The sequence below is a fragment of the Acinetobacter rudis genome (assembly GCF_000829675.1).
Classification (GTDB): Bacteria; Pseudomonadota; Gammaproteobacteria; order Pseudomonadales; family Moraxellaceae; genus Acinetobacter; species Acinetobacter rudis.
Map to the genome: position 1 here is coordinate 1 of NZ_BBRX01000029.1, position 17671 is coordinate 17671.

General features: G+C 39.9%; 11 protein-coding genes and 1 pseudogene. 6 read left to right on the forward strand and 6 right to left on the reverse strand.

Annotated features, from left to right (window positions below):
* Positions 1-437, forward strand: a 437-nt coding sequence (locus Aru01_RS08500) for a YidX family protein (protein ID WP_042111283.1), incomplete at its 5' end; no start/stop codon positions are given.
* A gap of 71 nt (positions 438-508) precedes the next feature.
* Here the strand turns inward: Aru01_RS08500 and Aru01_RS08505 are convergent.
* Both Aru01_RS08505 and Aru01_RS08510 read right to left on the reverse strand, forming a co-directional pair.
* Positions 509-2989 (reverse strand): annotated as a pseudogene (locus Aru01_RS08505) (ABC transporter permease).
* Positions 2990-2993: 4 nt separating this feature from the next.
* Complete coding sequence (locus Aru01_RS08510; protein ID WP_016657121.1) at positions 2994-3704, reverse strand: ABC transporter ATP-binding protein; 711 nt, start codon at positions 3702-3704, stop codon at positions 2994-2996.
* Positions 3705-3772: 68 nt separating this feature from the next.
* On the opposite strand from Aru01_RS08510, the gene Aru01_RS08515 reads away from it, so the two are divergent.
* Positions 3773-4387 (forward strand): arylesterase, encoded by a 615-nt coding sequence (locus Aru01_RS08515; RefSeq protein WP_016657122.1) that lies wholly within the window; start codon positions 3773-3775, stop codon positions 4385-4387.
* Between the two features lie 109 nt (positions 4388-4496).
* On the opposite strand, the gene Aru01_RS08520 is transcribed toward Aru01_RS08515, so the two are convergent.
* Positions 4497-5111: a carbonic anhydrase gene (locus tag Aru01_RS08520; protein ID WP_016657123.1), complete on the reverse strand. Its 615-nt coding sequence runs from the start codon at positions 5109-5111 to the stop codon at positions 4497-4499.
* Between the two features lie 280 nt (positions 5112-5391).
* Between Aru01_RS08520 and Aru01_RS08525 the strand changes: the two genes are divergently transcribed.
* Positions 5392-6390, forward strand: coding sequence for a hypothetical protein (locus Aru01_RS08525; protein WP_016657124.1), 999 nt, complete (start codon positions 5392-5394; stop codon positions 6388-6390).
* Between the two features lie 73 nt (positions 6391-6463).
* Here the strand turns inward: Aru01_RS08525 and Aru01_RS08530 are convergent, their stop codons facing one another.
* Together Aru01_RS08530 and nfuA are read right to left on the reverse strand one after the other, a co-directional pair.
* Complete coding sequence (locus Aru01_RS08530; protein WP_016657125.1) at positions 6464-8494, reverse strand: ligand-gated channel protein; 2031 nt, start codon at positions 8492-8494, stop codon at positions 6464-6466.
* 185 nt (positions 8495-8679) lie between these two features.
* Complete coding sequence (gene nfuA, locus Aru01_RS08535; protein WP_040331367.1) at positions 8680-9318, reverse strand: Fe-S biogenesis protein NfuA; 639 nt, start codon at positions 9316-9318, stop codon at positions 8680-8682.
* A 161-nt stretch (positions 9319-9479) separates the two neighbouring features.
* Between nfuA and Aru01_RS08540 the strand changes: the two genes are divergently transcribed.
* Together Aru01_RS08540 and Aru01_RS08545 are read left to right on the forward strand one after the other, a co-directional pair.
* Positions 9480-10097: a rhomboid family intramembrane serine protease gene (locus Aru01_RS08540; protein ID WP_016657128.1), complete on the forward strand. Its 618-nt coding sequence runs from the start codon at positions 9480-9482 to the stop codon at positions 10095-10097.
* Between the two features lie 168 nt (positions 10098-10265).
* Positions 10266-11795, forward strand: a complete 1530-nt coding sequence (locus Aru01_RS08545; RefSeq protein ID WP_016657129.1) for a hypothetical protein — start codon at positions 10266-10268, stop codon at positions 11793-11795.
* Positions 11796-11868: 73 nt separating this feature from the next.
* Here Aru01_RS08545 and Aru01_RS08550 read toward each other — a convergent pair whose 3' ends face one another.
* Positions 11869-13494 (reverse strand): inorganic phosphate transporter, encoded by a 1626-nt coding sequence (locus Aru01_RS08550; protein WP_016657130.1) that lies wholly within the window; start codon positions 13492-13494, stop codon positions 11869-11871.
* A 444-nt stretch (positions 13495-13938) separates the two neighbouring features.
* Between Aru01_RS08550 and metH the strand changes: the two genes are divergently transcribed.
* Positions 13939-17634: a methionine synthase gene (gene metH / locus Aru01_RS08555; protein ID WP_040331368.1), complete on the forward strand. Its 3696-nt coding sequence runs from the start codon at positions 13939-13941 to the stop codon at positions 17632-17634.
* Positions 17635-17671: the final 37 nt, after the last annotated feature.

Sequence of the window (17671 nt, forward strand, 5' to 3'; positions counted from 1 at the left end):
AACCAAGCGTACAGACACTTGAGTTTAAAATGAACAGTACCAGCACTGAATCTCAACAAGATATTGCTGGAAAGCTCTATATCAATTTTACTAAACCACTGGATTTACTGAAGGCTGGTGAACAAAAACAACTCGAAGGATTACAGTTTAAATGTGATGCTCCAATCAATGGTCTACTCAACTGCCGACGCAATATTGAAGTCAATATCCGTCTGGCCTCTGCAATCAATTCAACAAAAAATTTGCAGCATACTTTAAATAATCCTGTCTTCATTAAAGTCGTTGAGGAAAAAGAAGGACGGGCACTCTCCAAAGCAACAAATACTGGAAAGTACGCACTTTACCCCCTTGCAGTCACTGTCGATATCGTCACGAGCCCAATCCAATTTGCCATTTTCTATTTTGCGCTTAAAGATGGTAAATGGATGAGAATGTAAAACATCTCCTTGTTGAAAGTCATCACAAGGGCACTGCAATATCGCATGCCCCTGTTCACGACCTCAAAGCTTTAATCAAATTCTCTTAAACTTTTTAATGGCGCTAAATCACATAAATAGCCCAATCGATAGCGTCCAATCAAACCACTAATACAGGCCATTCCAAGGGGTAAAAACACCCAAATAAACAGATGCATCTGCATAGCCATATTCATTTGATTGGCCAAGAGTGCTGCGATTACCTCAGCACAAATACAGGCTACAAAGCCTGATATCGCACCCAGTAATGCAAACTCAATAGTCAACATTCGCTTGAGTTGAGCTCTTGATCCACCAAAACTGCGTAATAGAGCAACTTCTTTCTTACGTTGATCAAGCAATAAATTGATACACGCCAATAAAACTAAAATGCCAGCAATTGCCACCAAGATTGCAAGTACGCTAAGTACCTGAAGTAAGACCTGAATCAACTGTTTGACTTCATTTAAAATCAAACTCATATCAATAATCACAGCACTTGGAAACTGTTCAATCAAACGGGCTATCTTATGCTGATCGCTAGGTGGAACATAGAAACTGCCCAAATAACTCCCTGCATTTTCATCTAAACTTTGCTCTGCAAAAATAAAGAAAAAGTTCGGACTAAAACTCTGCCATTCGACCTGTCTTAAGTTGACCACACGCGCATTAAATTGCCCTTCTGGCAGACTAAAACTAAGTTGATCTCCAACCTTAATCCCCAATGTATTTGCCAGTTTTACTTCTACTGAAACATCACCTGGGCGCTTAAGTACCACATCACCTTGTACAATTACGTTATCACGTGGGTATGCTTTACTCTGAGTTAGATTAAGTTCACGGCGTAGCGCATTGTTCTTTGAAATGAGTTCTGCACTAAACGACTGACCATTTTTTTGCACCAGTCGCGCACGAATATTTGGATACAATGCTGTAGCTTGCCATTGGTTCTGTGACAATTGTTGTTCAAATCGACTTAATTCAAATGGCGGTAAACCATAAACAAATTGGTTGGGTGTCTTGGCAGGAAGTTGTTGCTGCCAACCAGAACTCATATCTTGTCTGAGTACCAGTAACACGGCTATAAGCCCTAAACCTAAAGATAAAGCAGTAATTTGTATTGCACTTTGTACAGGTAAACCAAGATAACGAGCTAAGCCAAGTCTTGTGGCCTTGATGGTGGTTAATAATCCCCACATCAATAAAAACACCACAGCACATAGCACGACAGCAGACAATAAGACGATCACACCCAATTGACGCTGTTGGCTAATCAGCAAGGTAAAAAGCACTAAACTCAATCCACCACTTAGCCCTGTCCAAAGCAAGCGTTTTAACGCAACACCACTTGGTCTTAACACCTTAACAGGCGCTGTGTTCACCAACTGCCATAAACTTGGTAATACAAAACCAACCAGTAAACTGACACTGGTCAAAATGGCGATTGGAATTGGTCCAGTCCAAATTGCAGTCCAAGTTAAACTAAATTGAATTTGTGGGATTAACTGTTGTAAAAGTTGCAATAAGCTATAAGCAAACAACATCCCTAAACCACTGCCAAGTACAATCGCAACCATCACGATAAGCAACAATAAACAGAGATACGTTGTGATGACTTGTAAACGACTTGCCCCCATACAGCGCAGTAAAGCAATATCATCTTGGTTTTGCTGCATATAACGTTGGCAACTCAGCGCAATAGCAATACCGCAGAGCAATAAAGTTAATATATTAGCCAGTTGTAAATAGCTGTTGAGTTGATCAATCGGTTTGACTAAACGGATATTGGCTTTATCTGCAGTACGTAAGCGTAGTTCTGAAGCTGTTGAAGGATCTGCACCTTCATCTAACTCAGCCAACATTTTTGGCCGTAGCTTTTTAAACTGTTATGAAAATTGATTTATTTGTTCAGTATTACCTGCCAATAACAAGCGAGATTCAATCCGACTCCCCTGCTGTACCGCTTGGGTTTTGGCTAAGTCTTGCTGTGAAATCAACACCGTTGGAGAAAAAGCTGAAAAGCCAAGCTCCTGATTACTATCTCGTTGAATAATTGCAGCAACAGTGAACTTGGCATCAACCAGCGCAACCTCATCACCCACTTTTACCTTTAACAATTCAGCTGCTCGTAGGCTCAGCCAAACCTCACCAGAGGCAATTTTTTTCTGGACTGGTTGGAGCTCAAGTACACCACGTAGTGGAAAATTGTTTTCGATGGCTTTGACATTGACCATGACAAATTGGTCCTGACGATGAGCCATAGCATTAAATACAGTCACTTTTGACTGCTGTAGATGTAATTGTTCAGCCAATTTACCCCACTTGGCTTCAATCGGCTTTTGATCTGTTAAAACCAAGTCTGCTGCCTGCATTGCCGCAGCTTGGACATGAATCGCATCGCGAATTTGACTATGGCTAAACTTAAGTGCAGTTGTGGCACTAATTGCTAAAGTCAAAGCCAATAATAATAAGTAAGTAGCAGAACTGGCTAAACTCTGTCGCGCTAAACTGGTTAATAAAGCAAAATACTTCATAGCATCAACCTATAGACTGATCTGATCGAGTCGATAACTCATGTAAACGCCCTTCATGTAATTCAAAATGACGCTGACACTTTGCTGCTAACTGACGATCATGGGTGACCAGTACTAAAGTTGTGCCTAATTCACGATTGAGCTCAAATAATAATTGTTCAATTTCAACAGCAGTATGCTCATCTAAATTCCCCGTTGGCTCATCAGCAAAAATAATTTTAGGCTGGCTGATGAGCGCACGTGCTATAGCCACACGTTGCTGTTCGCCTCCAGATAGCACTTTGGGTTTTTGTTGTGCTTGACGCTGTAAGCCTACGCGTGTCAATAATGCCAAAGCCTGTTGTTCTGCTTGAGCATAATCAAAATGAGTCTGTAAACGTAAGGGTAACATGACATTTTCAAGTGCCGTTAAATGTGACAACAACTGAAAAGATTGAAACACAAAACCAATATGCGCCAAACGCAGCTGCGCTCGCTGTTCCTCATTTAAATCATGCACAGCTTGGCCACAAATATATAACTGCCCAGCACTGGCGCGATCAAGTGTCGCCAAGATCCCTAATAGCGTTGATTTTCCTGACCCAGAACGCCCAGTAATCGCCACTTGTTCTGCTGGAAAAATTTCCAAATCAAGTTGTTCTAAGATACTGAGTTGACGCTGACCATAGTCGATTCTTTGACTAATTTGCTGTGCGGATATAATCGCTTGTGGCATGATGTTCTATCTATTTTGGGCAATGACAAACTAAGCTAACGTTAAATGACCTAAGGGGCAATCTTATCATGTTAAAAAAGTATCTCCGTTATCTTATCTTTTTCATCGTATTGGGCTTTGCCAGCAGTAGCTATGCCAAAACTATTATGATTTTAGGTGATAGTATTAGTGCAGGTTTTGGTATTGCACCAGAACAAGGTTGGGTTAGCCTCTTACAAAAACGACTCGACAGCCAAAAAGCAAAACAACACAAAGTCATTAATGCCAGTGTTAGTGGTGAAACAACCAGTGGGGCTTTGGCAAGGCTTCCCAAGTTACTCCAAACGCATCAACCCGATGTGGTCGTCATCGAACTTGGCGGTAATGATGGCCTCCGTGGTGGACCACCACAGATGATTCAAAATAACTTAGCCCAGCTGATCCAGCTCAGCCAGAAAGCTCAAGCAAAAGTAGTATTACTGGGAATGAAACTTCCCCCAAATTACGGTACAGCCTACAACAGTGCCTTCGAGAACAACTACAAGGTTTTGAGTCAACGCTATAAGGTCACACTTTTACCTTTCTTTATGCAAGGTGTAGCAGGTCAAAACCACCTGATGCAAGCAGATAAAATCCACCCCAATGCCAAAGCACAAATGACTTTGCTAAATAATGCCTTTCCAAGCATCAAATCTGTGCTATAAACCTTTTAAATAGACATAAAAAAACCGCGCTATGTTCAACATAACGCGGTTTTATCCAAGGCTGATTTACCTCATACCTGGCAGTTCAACTGGCTGAGTCTGCGGTAAATCAAAAGTCAAAAAAAGTGACTTCACCCGTTTCTAGAGAATATTCAGCACCAATGACTTTTAGCATACCTTTCTCAATGAGGTTTTCTAATACTGCTGAACCGTGACGTAATTGATTAACTGAAGCAAAAACATTTGAACGTACTGCATGTTTAGACAATTTACACAGATCATTTTTCAATTCGGTTTGCATCAAGATTTCGACAGATGGACGTACCCGATTAACAATAGACATCAAGTTTGCTGAAGGTGGACTATCTGGATTCATCAATGTGTCAATTGTTGCTTGAATAGCACCACAATGGCTGTGTCCAAGGACAATCACCACAGGACAATCATAACGTTCCGCAGCAAACTCAACACTACCGACTTGTGATGGTGCGACAACATTACCTGCGACACGAATCACAAACAAATCACCTAGACCTTGGTCAAAAACTAATTCTGCTGGTACGCGTGAATCAGAACACCCCAGTACAATTGCAAACGGATGTTGCTCTTCGGCCATTTCCGCTCGTTGTTGATGTTCTAACAATGGACGATGTTTGACTTCCCCACTTACAAAACGCTGATTTCCTAATTTTAATCGTTCTAATGCTTCTTGAGCTGTCAGCATGATTTCTTCCCGTTGGTTGCATCAGTGAATTATTTTAAAGAGCTGCCCTTAGAATGTCACTGATAAAAATTTACTCCAACTCGGATATTTTGCTTTAATTTTCTTAATCGTATGTCTTTCGAGCCATTGTCAAAGCGCACACAATCCAAGTACTAATATAGGGCACTTAACAAGTTACAATTCAATCATTATTACTGAATATCCGACACCTTAAGTCATAAACGGATTAACATACTGATTAAGCTCAGCCATTTATACGTTTTATAGGGAGATAACATCCTTGAGCAATCCAAAAACTGAAAAACTGATCAATGCGCATTTGGATTTTTTAGACCAAACCTTTGCTCAGCCAGAAAATATTCAAAGTGAGTTTTTACATTTCTACCAATGGCTCAGAAAACAACAATTACAAGACATTTGGCAGTTTGAACATATCTATCAATTAATTGAACAACAAATTTTACTTACCCCAGCCAGTGATTTTCTGATTGAACAAATTATTGAACACTGCCGCTTTGCTTTAATACACCCTGTCAATGCCGACACACGTATTGAAGATATTATTTCAGTACACAGTATCGATAAAATCGCTCTTTATCTCTCTAAAAAAAGTAAACAACGCCAAAAACTAATCCACAGTATCGTCAATCATGCCGCCTTTACAGCAATGCTGAGTCAATTGATTCAACATGCTATTCAAGACTATATCGACAACGCCATGATGGCGAAGAAAGTCCCGGGTGTTGGGCGTTTTATGAAAATGGGGAAATCTGTTTTAGAAAGTGTCACTGACAGTAATTTAGATGATACCCTCAATCATTATTTACAAAAAAACATGTTAAAAATCATACAACTGAGTGAACAAGTACTCAACCAGCATATGGATGATAATAAGCTCTACCACTTACAAGCCAATATCTGGCACAAAATCAAAGGTATTCCACTCTCACATCTACAAGGTTATTTAGATCATGAGGATATGGACAGTGTGGTGAAACTCAGCAAAGAAGTTTGGGATCATTTCAGACAAACTGACTATTTAAAGCAACAGGTTCATGATGGAGTATATGCTTGGTATGTACGCAATCAGGAAAGAAGTTTCGACCTCTTATTGCGTGACCTCAATATTAACGAAGCCTTAGTCAGCAATCAACTGCAAGCGCTATGCACTCCACTGATCCAGCATATGATTTCACAAGACTATTTACGTCAGCGCGCACGCTACCATTTAGAGCAGTTCTATTATGCACAACATACTCAGCAGATTTTAGCTGAGTAAGTAGTATAAAGCAGGCCTTTTAATATAAAAAAAGGAGCTATTCAATGGCTCCTTTTTTCAAATCTAGCAAATATTAGAACTTATAGGTCATTCCTAAATTGTAGCGACGACCATCCAATACAAAATCATATGTATCTTGATTAATTTCTTTATCTAACAAGTTGTAAACTCCAGCTGCTATTTGTACTTGCTCAGAAACTCGGTAATTCATTCCGACATCCACCATCGCATAAGCTGGTTTACCTTTAGACATCGAAGTACGTGATAAATATTCAGATGTTTTACTTCTAAAGTTTAAACGTGACCATGTTGAGATTTGATCATTTACTTCCCAATCTACAGTCGTATTAAACATATGTTCCGGCATTTGGTTCAAAGGTTTTCCTTTGAATTTACCACTTTTTTGCTCAGTATCAGTGAAAGTATAGTTTGCAGTTAGATTTACAGTAGGAATAACTTGCCAAGTAAAAGTTGCTTCGACCCCACGCATATTCGCTTTATCAACGTTTTCGCGTAAACTCACAAAATCAAATCTCTCCCCCAACCATTCACATTCCAACTTTCCTGAATCACCGCTACAATCTCGCACCTCGGTAATTTTATCTTTAAATTCACTATTAAAAATAGTTAATCCAGCAGTAAGATTATCAAGATTGTCCCAGTTTACAGATACCTCATAGTTAGTACTTGTTTCTGGTTTCAAATCAGGATTACCAACAATAACTCCTTTACTAGAACCACCGCCAGTAGCTTGCCCCCATTCAGCAACAGTAGCTCGTAATGCTGGAGTTTTATAACCTGTAGAAACTCCACCTTTCACAGTCCATTGGTCATTTAAGCTCCAGACCCCATAGACTTTAGGACTCCAATGACTACCAAACTTCTCATCTTTATCTAACCGTAGTGAAGCAGTAACATTAAAACTATCAACGATGCTCCATGTATCCTCTGCAAAAAGTGCCCAGCTATAACGGTCTAAACTTGATATAGGTTCTTTTCCAGAAATCACTAACTGGTTGCCTTTATCGTCTAGTTCTTCTTCTAAATACATTCCACCAAAACTTAAATTATGCGCACCAAGTTCAATTTGGTTTATCGTGTTAAATGTCGTATTTACAGCTTCCATATTACGTGATGGGTTATCAGTTTCTTCACGTTGAATATAAGACTGAGTTTTTACACGGCCAAACTCGCCACGATGGTTAATACTATAATCAGTTCGATAATAATCACTATAAGAGTTGGTTGCTGGACCATTCCGACCGGGTTTATCTTCAATAGTCTTACCCACTGTACCACTACGATTTTGAATAGAACGTTGATACTCAAAATCAATTGCGTGTAAGTCATTTGGTGTCAAACTCAAAGTTGCACCACCTGCACGCATTTTTTGTTTATTGAATCCACCTATAATGTCATCTTCTTGGCGTTGTGAGAATGTACCATTCGCTTTTAGAGATAATAGGTTTTCAATCAATGGCCCTGAAACATAGGCATTAGCTTGATACAAATTTCCAGAGTCTTGATTTTCTTGTAAGGTTGTATCAAGTTTAACAGACCCACTCCACTCTGTAGCAGTCTTCTTGGTAATGATATTAATTACCCCACCCATTGCATCCGAACCATACAAACCCGACATTGGACCACGGATCACTTCAATACGTTCAATAGCTGTAATACCTGGTAACCATCCCTGCTCAATACCAGCATTATCACTATTTGGTCGTACAGAACGAGTATTTACTTTTTTACCATCTACTAGAATAACTGTATAAGCGCTACCCATACCACGGATACTAATATCACTTGAACTACCACCACCTGTAACAACAACCCCAGGTACATCTTTTAGTGCATCTGTTACATCACGGTATGCCTTTTTATTAATTTCTTCTTGGCTCAATACCGAAATCGTTGCTGGTGCTTTTTTAATATCCTGTTCAAAACCACTTGCTGTTACCACAATGGTATCCAATACAACTCTTTCTGACTGACCATTAGTTTGAGTTGTAGCCGAGTTTGTTGTATTCGCTTGTGCCTGTGTAACATACATCATCGACAATACAGCCATCGTTAATGCAGATTTCATTCGTAGTTGTGACATAAATATTCCAAAGTAACAATTGTGTATGAAGTTAGAACTAAATTGAACACATTGTAACAAATGAGAATCAATCAACAATGCTAATGAGAACAATTATTATTGTTTTTTCCTATAACATAAAAAACCTCCCGAAGGAGGTTGATTTATTTAAAGATTATATTTTAGTGAGCGAAAAACAATATGGCTTATTTAAAATAAGCACCTTCACTTTGTGTGTGATCCGTCTCATCTAGAACTCGACTGAGTTCAGGAATATGTTCTTTTAGCGTTGTTTCGACACCTTGCTTTAAAGTGACATCAATTGCTGAACAACCCTGACAACCACCGCCAAATTTAAGCACCGCAGTAAGACCATGTTCTTCATCTTCGATAACATTGACTAGACTACAGTTACCACCATGTCCTGCAAGACCTGGGTTAATCTCAGCTTGTAGAACATAAGTAATACGTTCTTCAATAGATGCATCTGGCCCTACACGTGGCACTTTTGAGTTAGGTGCACGGAAGGTCAACTGACCGCCAAAACGGTCCTTGTTGTAGTCAATAACTGCATCTCTTAAGTACGGAATAGAAGGCGCATCAACAAAAGCAGGAAAATCTGGATAATCTTGCTTGTAATCTGTAGGTACAACCTCTTCAGGGGCACTATAAGCCATACAACACTCAGCACGAGGGGTGCCAGCATTTTCTACAAATACACGTACACCAATGCCTGGCGTATTTTGCTTGGCCAATAAATCTTTTAAGTACTCCTGAGCATTTGGAGTAATCAATAAATTTGGAATTTCATCTGCAACAGCAGCACTGTTAGTCTCAGTCGTCATAACTTTTTCCTCACGCTGACCCAGCCATTCTACCCGAAGATCGAACAAATATAAAAATAATCCACTAAAACTGTCGGAATTCATGACGATACTATTTTTATTCGGTATTAAGCCGCATAATCAAACACTCATTTTTTGATTTGATCCGGTGCCAAACCAATATGATGAATTTACCCCTTAGTCATACACTAAGCCTCATCGCCATTACTGTAATCGTTTCAATTGCTGCTTTTAACATTCCAGCGCTAATGGACAGATTAATTTTTAGACCTACAGCAATGCGTCAAGGCCAATTAGATCGTTTTATTACTCATGGCTTTGTCCATGCCGATGCAACACACCTTCTATTTAACATGATCACGCTATTTTTCTTTGGCAGCATCATTGAAAATTTCTACAGACAATATTTCTATGACATGGGGTTTGTACTGTTTTATTTGGGTGGTTTAGTATTTGCAATACTACCGAGTTATCTCAAACATAAAAGTGATCCCTATTGGGCCAGCCTCGGTGCTTCTGGTGCTGTCTCTGCAGTACTTTTTGCCTATATCTTATTTGAACCTTGGCGCTTAATTTTTGTATTTTTCATTCCTGTACCTGCCATTATCTTTGCTGTTTTATATGTTGCTTATAGTATCTGGGCAGGTCGTCGTAATGGTGACAACATCAACCATAGCGCACATCTTTGGGGGGCTGCGTATGGGGTAATTGTTACATTGTTGATTGAACCACGCATTCTGGCCCACTTCCTCAATAAATTAATGCAACTCCCATTTTAAAAATATGTAGACAAATTAAACCTGCAAACAGTACGTCAGTAGAATGTTTGCAGGCAATAAGCTGTTGCTTATTGCTTGTAATTTGTCACTTCATGCCAGTTCAAAGTGTTAGCCAGAGGGTAATAATGAAGTCATTTTCTATTGTTATATACAGCTTCGGATTACCTTATGTCACAAATCGCAGAGGGTTTACAGTTTCCAGTTAACCCTAATAGTCAAAAAAGTAGTAGTTCTAATACCGCAAAAGCTATTATTGCTGCTGCGCTTCACCCTCTCGATTCAAATCTCGGTGATCAACTCACACAAGAAAAAAACTGGCGCAAAAACTATCCTATTTACTTTAAAGCATTGGTTGAACAAGGTATTAAAAGCACAGCTTATCCGATTCAAATTGCCGAAGCGGGTTTAAATAAGGCTCAGGAAAGTTTTGAGTTTTATCGTGATGGTCATGCTTATGCACTAAAAGATCTGATGCAGATCCCCAATATTGCTCAAATGCATCGCTATACGCTCCAAGGTCAATCCACTGAAGCACCAGAGTGGTATGTGCCCTATCATGGACGAGAGCTTCGCGGTGCAGCATTACTTCAACAAATTGATACTTGGCTGGCCAAAGGTGTTATTGAAAAAAGTCATGCAGATGCACTACGTTTGGTTCAAGCACATCCAGAATGGCTTGATCTTTCAAAACGACATATGGTGTTATTTGGCGCAGGCTCTGAAGCAGGCCCATTGAAATGGTTAGCAAAATGGAAAGCCAATATCATTGCAATTGATCTTCCAAACTCTAAAGTTTGGAAAAAGATTGTAGATACTGTCAGTGCGGGAAATGCCACGCTCATTGCTCCAAGTTTAACACCACTTAACGAGCATACTTCTACAGAACAAGCCATTGAACAATTGGGAGCAAATCTACTGACTCAAACCGCTGAAATTGCTAAGTGGTTAAGTGAACAGCCTGAACAACTTGATTTAGCTGCTATTGCCTATCTAGATGGTGAAAAACATGTCCGTGTTTCAATGGCAATGGACAGTATTATGCATCAAGTTAGTCTACAAAAACCTGATAGTAGTCTGATGTATATGTGTACCCCTACTGACGTTTATGCTGTTCCAGCTGAAGTTCTTGAAACAACCTTAGCCAAAGCACAACAGCGATCACAACTTGAAAAAGTCTGTAGTAAAGCTATTGCGCGTTTATCTCGACAACATTTTTTCAAGGCACAACCTGCCCAGATCTATCCATCTGATAACCATAAATCATATGCCATCGCAGATTGTATCGTGGTCGAACAAGGCCCTAACTACGCACTGGCCAAGCGCCTGCAACAATGGCGTGCAACACTGGCACGTCATCAAGGTCAACAAGTCAGTATCAATATTGCACCGTCTACAACTACACATTCAGTCACCAAGAATCCACTTTTAAAAGCTGCATTTTCTGGTGCGAGTTTATTTGATGTCGAAGCTTTTGAACCAGATACGACCAATGCCATCATGGCTGCACTTTGGGTTCATGACTTATATAACTCTCAAGCTCTAGCCAACCCCAACAATAGTTTAGAACACCCTCTTGAACTGATCATGGATGCTGCAAACCATGGTGGTCTCTGGCGGGTCAATTATGTTGCACGCAGTGCTCTACCTTTTGCAGCTCTGTACGGTTTTGCGAAGGACAAACTTCACTTAAAAAAGTAACCCAGTAAAGCAAAAAAATCGCTGCTCAGTTGAACTGGCAGCGATTTTTTTATCTTGCTTAACGATTTGCTGATTAAACAAATACTTTTAATAATAACCAATACAATATACCAGACAAGCAAATCGTTGCAGGTAAGGTAAAGATCCACGCAGATAAAATTGTTTTAACTGTATTAAAGTTCAGACCCGATTTGTTCGCAACCATAGTACCTGCAACCGCACTGTTTAACACATGCGTTGTAGACACTGGCATACCAAAACCATCAGCCGCAGCAATCGTTGACATGGCAACTAACTCAGCAGACATCCCTTGACCATAAGTCATATGATGTTTACCAATACGCTCGCCCACTGTAATAACAATACGTTTCCAGCCAACCATTGTTCCTAGACCCAATGCCAATGCCACTGCAACTTTTACCCAAGTTGGAATGTACTGTAAAAATGAATCTAAATGTTTGCGGTAAGCTTTCACAGACTGTTCTTGTGTTGCAGTCATCGCTGGAAGCTGTTCAGCTTTCTCTAAACGTTTAAAACTCGTCACGCTCAAATAAATGTCATTACGAATCGCACTGACTTCCTTTTCAGGAATATCTTTTAGATCGTTATATTGACCCACGCGATCACCCAAATGATCGGTCAAACTCGCCAATGCAGGTAAAACCTCAGCATTGCCTTCTTTGGTTTGCACATATTTCGTCAAGATTTGACGTGCGTTTTCATCTGAAATGTCATCATGATTTTGATAGATTGCAACTGCTGTTTGACTAGAAAGTTGCTGAAAACTTTGCAAATGCTGTTGATCTAAGCCCTTGTTCAGCGAGTAGGCTAATGGAACTAAACCAATCAAAATCAGCATGATAAGACCCATGCCCTTTTGACCATCATTAGAACCATGCGCAAAGCTCACACCCGTACAAGTAAAAATCAAAATCGCACGAATCATTGGTGGTGGTGGCTTATTGCCTTCAGGTGGTTGAAAAAGTTCAAGCTGACGCTTAAATACTCGTTTCACCAATAGAAAAACAACAGCAGCGAAAGCAAAACCAATCAATGGAGAGAATAATAAGGCCTTACCTACTTTGATCACCTGATCCATATCTACACCACTCGCACCAGTTGACGAGTGTAAGATATAGTTCATGATGCCCACACCTAAGATTGAACCAATCAAAGTGTGAGAGCTTGATGCAGGAATACCCAGCACCCAAGTTCCAAGGTTCCACATAATCGCAGCGATTAGCATGGCAAAAACCATTGCAAAACCAGCACCACTGCCCACATTCATGATCAGTTCAACGGGTAATAATGCGATGATGCCATAGGCAACAGCACCGCTCGCAACCATTACACCCAGAAAATTACAAAAACCCGCCCACATTACAGCAATTGGCGCGGGTAAGGCATTGGTATAAATAACCGTAGCTACAGCATTTGCCGTATCGTGAAAACCATTTACAAACTCAAAACCGAGGGCAATAAATAAAGCAGTACAAAGTAAAATTATAGAATAAACACTTAATGGTGGCACATGAGACAGATCTGCATTGACCTGTACACCAATATAAATAATTGTTGCAACAATAATCGTCAAAAACACCGGCATAAAAAACTTTGGTGTAGGAACGTGCACATTTGTTGATTGACTTGTAGGTACAGAAGATACCGAATCTGAAGCAGGTGGATGTTTTGAATTCATGCAGACAGTTAAGCAGATAAAAAAATCCACTTATTGTTTAATTAAATTGTGACAATTATATGACAATTCATCATGAATTAAAGCCATTTTTGATAAGTGTACACAGTGTAGTATCTAAAAAAGATCAATTTATCTATTTTTTTCTATATATACCAATTAGTTAGATTCATTAAGTTTCAGAAAAACAGTCATCATTAAATCACGCATTTTGTTGTTACAAAACACGTTTAATATGACAATTTTTAGCCACCTAGGCATTATCCAGATCAAATATGACGATTTGATGAATAAACAGCCATATTTGGCTATTTTCAATGTTATGAAGAGTTTATTAAATATTTCTGATTATGCTTAGTTGGATTTGTCACAAAGCCAGTGCTTAAAAATAATGTAACTTCTGTTAAAATGGCTTCTTTTTTAAGCCAGCCAACTTTGGTGCTCTGTATGTCCACGCTCTCCACATTAAAACAGCTACTTCAACAACGTATACTAATTATAGATGGCGCCATGGGAACCATGATTCAACGTCATCAGTTTGAAGAAACTGACTATCGCGGAGAACGTTTTGCGGATTGGGCGCATGATCTTAAGGGAAATAATGATCTTCTTGTCTTAACTCAGCCTCATGTTATCCAAGATATCCATGAACAATACTTAGCTGCTGGAGCTGACATTGTTGAAACGAATAGCTTTAATGCGACACAAGTTTCAATGTCTGACTACCACATGCAAGACTTGGTTACTGAGATTAACATCGAAGCGGCTCGATTGGCCAAAGCGGCCTGTCAAAAATACAGTACGCCTGAAAAACCACGTTTTGTCGCTGGTGTACTCGGACCAACATCTCGAACATGTTCTATCTCTCCAAATGTAAATGACCCAGCTTTTCGTAATATTCACTTTGACGAGCTTAAAGAGAACTATATCCAAGCTGCTCATGGTTTAATCCAAGGTGGAGCTGACATTATCTTAATCGAAACTGTTTTCGATACTTTAAACTGTAAAGCTGCGATATTTGCTGTTAAAGAAGTCTTTAAACAAATTGGTTATGAATTACCATTGATGATTTCTGGCACGATTACAGATGCATCAGGTCGTACACTGACGGGTCAGACAGCTGAAGCATTTTGGAACTCCGTACGTCATGGTGATCTGCTTTCCATTGGTTTTAACTGCGCATTAGGTGCAGACGCCATGCGCCCTCACGTCAAAACTATTGCTGATACTGCTGATGTTTTTGTATCAGCCCATCCAAATGCAGGCCTACCTAATGCTTTTGGTGGCTATGATGAAACACCAGAAGAAACTGCAGCATTTATACGAGAGTTTGCAGAAAGTGGACTAATCAACATTACGGGGGGCTGTTGTGGTACGACACCAGATCATATTCGCGCTATTGCTCAGGCAGTTAAAGACCTCCCTCCACGGAAAATTCCAGAAATTGCACCCGCTTGCCGTTTAAGTGGTTTAGAACCTTTTAATATTTACAATGACTCACTATTTGTAAACGTAGGTGAACGAACTAACGTCACTGGCTCCAAAAAGTTTTTACGCCTAATCCGTGAAGAAAACTTCGCAGAAGCGCTCGATGTCGCACGTCAACAAGTCGAAAGTGGTGCACAAGTCATTGATATCAACATGGATGAAGGGATGTTAGATTCACAAGGTGCTATGGTGCACTTTTTAAATCTCGTAGCATCTGAACCAGATATCTCACGTGTTCCAATCATGATTGACTCATCTAAATGGGACATCATTGAGGCAGGACTTAAGTGTGTACAAGGTAAGCCTATTGTTAACTCGATTTCACTGAAAGAAGGTTATGATGAGTTTGTAGAAAAAGCCCGCCTCTGCCGCCAATATGGTGCAGCGATTATTGTTATGGCCTTTGATGAACAAGGTCAAGCAGATACCGCAGCACGTAAACGTGAAATATGTCAGCGCTCTTATGAAGTGTTGGTCAATGATGTTGGTTATCCAGCTGAAGATATTATTTTCGACCCGAACGTTTTTGCAGTTGCCACAGGTATTGAAGAACACAATAACTATGCTGTTGATTTTATTGAAGCAACTGGCTGGATTAAACAAAACCTACCACATGCAATGATTTCTGGTGGTGTATCTAACGTTTCTTTCTCTTTCCGTGGTAACGAACCAGTACGTGAAGCAATTCATGCAGTGTTCTTATACTATGCGATCAAACAAGGTATGACGATGGGAATCGTCAATGCTGGCCAATTGGCAATCTATGACGATATTTCACCTGAGTTAAAAGCAGCCGTAGAAGACGTTATTCTTAACCAAAACCAAGGAGAAAGTGGACAAGTAGCCACAGAAAAACTCCTTGAAGTGGCTGAAAAATTCCGAGGTCAGGGTGGCAGCCAAAAAGTAGAAGAAAACTTAGAATGGCGCAATGAATCAGTTGCAAAACGCCTTGAATATGCTTTAGTTAAAGGCATTACCACTTTTATCAATGAAGATACAGAAGAAGCCCGTCTCCAATCAGCACGTCCACTTGATGTGATTGAAGGACCGTTAATGGATGGTATGAACGTGGTTGGTGATCTCTTTGGATCAGGAAAAATGTTCCTGCCACAGGTCGTAAAATCAGCCCGAGTAATGAAACAAGCCGTAGCATGGCTAAACCCCTATATTGAGGCTGAAAAAGGTGAAGGCCAATCTAAAGGTAAAGTACTTATGGCAACCGTCAAAGGCGATGTACATGATATTGGTAAAAATATCGTAGGTGTCGTTCTAGGTTGTAATGGTTACGATATTGTAGATCTTGGCGTCATGGTACCTGCTGAAAAAATCTTGCAAACTGCAATTGATGAAAAAGTCGATATTATTGGCTTATCAGGCCTTATTACACCATCACTTGATGAAATGGTTTTTGTCGCCAAGGAAATGCAACGCAAAGGTTTCCATATTCCTTTACTTATTGGCGGTGCTACCACCTCCAAAGCACATACTGCAGTTAAAATTGACCCACAATATCAAAATGATGCTGTAATTTATGTCGCAGATGCTTCACGTGCAGTAGGCGTTGCAACCAGTCTACTTTCGAAAGAACTTAAAACTCAATTTGTTGCAGATCACCGCGCTGAATATGCCAAAGTTCGTGAACGTATTGCCAATAAACAACCCAAAGCTGCCAAGCTTTCTTATGCAGAATCGATCGAACTTGGCTTTAAACTCGACTGGGACAACTACCTTCCGCCAATTCCTAAGGCCTTTGGCAACCATATTTTCACCCAATATCCTTTGGAAAAACTTGTAGATTATATCGACTGGACACCGTTCTTTATTTCTTGGAGTCTTGCTGGAAAATATCCAAAAATTTTACAAGATGAAGTTGTAGGTGAAGCTGCTACGGATTTATTTAACCAAGCGCAAGAAATGCTTAAAGATATTATTAAAAATAATCGCTTTGATGCACGTGCAGTATTTACGATTCAACCTGCCGCACGTACAGCACATGATAGTGTCAGCGTGTATTCAGATCAAAGTCGCAACTACATCACACATCAATTTGAGCATTTGCGTCAACAATCTGACAAAGTCACTGGGAAACCCAACCTATCCTTAGCAGACTTTATTGCACCACTTGAATCTAATGCTCAAGATCATTTAGGCGGTTTTACTGTTTCGATCTTTGGTGCAGAGGAAATGGCCAATGAATTCAAGGCTAAAGGTGATGACTACAGTGCTATTTTAGCGCAATCATTGGGTGATCGTTTTGCAGAAGCATTTGCTGAACATCTACATGAAAGAATTCGTAAAGAGTTCTGGGGTTATCAGGCTGATGAGCAACTCAGCAATGAGGAATTAATCAAAGAGAAATATGTCGGTATTCGTCCTGCTCCGGGCTACCCTGCTTGTCCTGAACATTCAGAAAAAGCCGTACTGTTTGATTGGTTAGGCACAACTAAAAACATTGGTACACAACTTACCAGCAGTTTTGCGATGTGGCCACCCTCAAGTGTTAGCGGTTTTTACTATAGTTTGCCGCAAAGTGAATACTTTAATGTAGGGAAGATTTCACAGGATCAATTAGATGATTATGCACAACGTAAAAATTGGAGCATAGATGAAGCCAAACGTTGGTTAGCACCAAATCTAGATGACTCAATCAATTAGGCATAATAAAAATCGCCCAAAGCAATCCTCTGGGCGA

Bases quoted from the DNA above. Each gene is read 5' to 3' on its own strand.
- Aru01_RS08510 (WP_016657121.1), bottom strand. From the start codon at position 3,704: ATGCCACAAGCGATTATATCCGCACAGCAAATTAGTCAAAGAATCGAC.
- nfuA (WP_040331367.1), bottom strand. From the start codon at position 9,318: ATGACGACTGAGACTAACAGTGCTGCTGTTGCAGATGAAATTCCAAAT.
- Aru01_RS08515 (WP_016657122.1), top strand. From the start codon at position 3,773: ATGTTAAAAAAGTATCTCCGTTATCTTATCTTTTTCATCGTATTGGGC.
- Aru01_RS08550 (WP_016657130.1), bottom strand. From the start codon at position 13,494: ATGAATTCAAAACATCCACCTGCTTCAGATTCGGTATCTTCTGTACCT.
- Aru01_RS08545 (WP_016657129.1), top strand. From the start codon at position 10,266: ATGTCACAAATCGCAGAGGGTTTACAGTTTCCAGTTAACCCTAATAGT.
- Aru01_RS08540 (WP_016657128.1), top strand. From the start codon at position 9,480: ATGATGAATTTACCCCTTAGTCATACACTAAGCCTCATCGCCATTACT.
- Aru01_RS08530 (WP_016657125.1), bottom strand. From the start codon at position 8,494: ATGTCACAACTACGAATGAAATCTGCATTAACGATGGCTGTATTGTCG.
- Aru01_RS08520 (WP_016657123.1), bottom strand. From the start codon at position 5,111: ATGCTGACAGCTCAAGAAGCATTAGAACGATTAAAATTAGGAAATCAG.
- metH (WP_040331368.1), top strand. From the start codon at position 13,939: ATGTCCACGCTCTCCACATTAAAACAGCTACTTCAACAACGTATACTA.